The 2,344-nt window shown below is 59.8% G+C and carries 2 protein-coding genes; both read left to right on the top strand.

Annotated features, from left to right (window positions below; genetic code table 11):
* Positions 1-195: 195 nt before the first annotated feature.
* Positions 196-1,290 carry a Mu transposase domain-containing protein gene (locus ACTQ0H_RS09190; RefSeq protein WP_441538949.1) on the top strand — a complete coding sequence of 365 codons (1,095 nt, stop codon included), beginning with the start codon at positions 196-198 and terminating at the stop codon, positions 1,288-1,290.
* Entirely contained in the window at positions 1,287-2,096 is an 810-nt protein-coding gene (locus ACTQ0H_RS09185; protein WP_441055701.1) for an ATP-binding protein, read from the top strand. The genes ACTQ0H_RS09190 and ACTQ0H_RS09185 overlap by 4 nt, the downstream gene beginning before the upstream one ends.
* The last annotated feature ends 248 nt before the right edge of the window (positions 2,097-2,344 follow it).

Genomic DNA, 2,344 nt, shown 5'->3' with positions numbered 1-2,344 from the left:
GTGCCCCCTTCGTCGGTGATTTGTTGTTTAGTCGCTAGAAATCATATGACGGGGTATGGGCCGTGTTCCGCTATGCGGTTGTCAATTTGCGAAAGAAATTATGCGTCACCCTCGAGGTCCAAGGCGAGAACCCTGAAAGAAAAAGGCTTCAAGGTCACGCCGCACGGACGCACTGGCCAACGCTCTGCCAAAACGGTGCTCACCGGCTACACGGGCACCATCGACGAGCTGCTGGGAAAGGGCGTCACCAACTCATCGGTCTGCCTCGACAGGCTCAGGGAGCAGGGATACTCTGGCGGAGTCACCGCAATCAAGCAGTACATCAAGGACAACATGTCGCTCGTTCCGGCGAAGCGGAGGCTCGTCGCCCCGCAAGGCAGCCGCGGCACCAGGTTCCAGACGGCACCCGGCGAGGCCTACCAGATGGACTGGGGCTTCACAAACGTCATCGACTGGGAGGGCAGCGCCTACAAGATCGCTTGCTTCGCTATGGTATGCCACCATTGCGGCGCCTGCTACATCGAGTTCTTCCCCAATGCCAGGCAGGAGAATCTGTTTATCGGCATGGTGCACGCGTTCATGGTGATGGGCATCCCCGAGTACGTCCTCACCGACAACATGAAGAGCGTGGTCGTCGGTCGTGATGCGCACGGCTCGCCGATGTGGCAGCTAGACTATGCGGCCTTCATGGCGTGCGTCGGCTTCAAGACCAGGCTGTGCAAGCCAAGGCACCCGTTCACCAAGGGCAAGGTGGAGCGCCTGGTGCAGTTCGTCAAGGGGAACTTCCTCGCTGGAAGGGCCTTCCAGGACATCACGCAGCTGAACATCGAGGCCCTGGAGTGGTGCGCATCCCAATCGAATCGATACAGGCGCGCTCTCGACCTCGTTCCCGCGGATGCGCACAGGGCCGCGTGCCTGCCGGCGTGTAAATCCGTCGTGCTGGATGGCGAGCTTGCGCTCTATCTCTGCCCGAGGAGAAGAATCAGCTTCGACGGGTTCGTCAGCTACGAGGGCAGGAGGTTCGGCGTGCCGTACTGGTACGCGGATCGCGACTGTCGCGTCAACCGCGAAGGCGGCCTTCTCCGTATCTACAGCGATGACCTGTCCCGCGAGCTCGCGGTGCATCCGGTCACATGGGGCAAGCGCGACTCCTTCTGCGAGGACCAGTACCTTGAAGCGCAGCCGGTGGAACTGCCCAGCGTTCCTCCCGGGACCGCGGTAGCGCAGATCGAGCCGCCAAGGGGCAAGAGCATGCTGGCCAAGTTCGACTTCGGAGGTGACCTGCTATGACAAATACCGAGACGGACAGGCTCTATGCTTCCATCAGCGCGGCCGCATCGGGCTTCAAGGTTGCCATGACGCCCGAGGAGGTTGCGGAGCTGGCGGTGAGGAACGACTTCGGCGATGACGAGCTGCGCGCAGTGGAATCCGTCTTCGCCTACCTTGCGAAGACGCAGCACGACAAGACGATCGACACGCTGCTGAGGATGAGCAGGCTGCCGCAGAAGGCGCCCAAGACCTTCGAAGGGTTCGACTTCAAGCGCATCCAGGGACGTGACGCCGCGGCGATCAGGAAGCTTTCGTCGCTCGCGAACCTGCATGCGCGCAAGAACATAGCGTTCATAGGGCCCGGCGGAATCGGGAAGACGCACCTTGCGCAGGCGTACGCCAGGGAATGCTGCCTCAACGGGTACAAAACCTACTACCTGAAGGCCACCGAGCTCAAGGACAGGCTGGAGCGGTCCATCGAATCCGGAAACCCCGCCAAGGCGGTCAACTTTCTGGTAAAGCCATCCTGCCTGGTTATCGACGAGATAGGCCGCTGCACGTTCAACCGCGCGTGCACCGACATGTTCTTCGACATCATAGACCGACGTTACGAGAAAGAAGGGCCGAACATTCTTATCCTCACCAGCAACACCCCGCCGGTTAACTGGGATGAATTCTTCACGGGAGACGAGACGCTGATGTGCACGCTGGATAGGATCTTCGACCGCGCATCCGTGTTCATGATGAAGGGCGCGAGCTTCAGGGGATCGGAGTGCGAGACGTTCTCGGTCGAGTCTGTCCCGCAGGCGATTAAGCTGAGTAGGTAAACACAACTAGGAAACAACAATCAATTGAGCGCTGGTGTATTGGCTAAATAAACGCGACTCGATTGGCTAAATTAGCGCGGCCATTAATGGCGATATTAATTCGACTCTATGGTGGCTAAATAAACCCGACGCTAACACCTCTTCTTGAGCGCCTCGAGCCTCGCCCTCTGGCCGTCGGTGAGGTCCTCGGGGTTCTTCACGAGCGCGTAGCGGCTGCCCTTGATGGAGGCCGCCTCCTCCTCGAGCGC

Origin of the sequence: Collinsella sp. LCP21S3_A3, assembly GCF_052118905.1 — a bacterium.
Taxonomy (GTDB): Bacteria; Actinomycetota; Coriobacteriia; order Coriobacteriales; family Coriobacteriaceae; genus Collinsella.
This window is presented reverse-complemented; position numbering and strand designations above follow the sequence as displayed.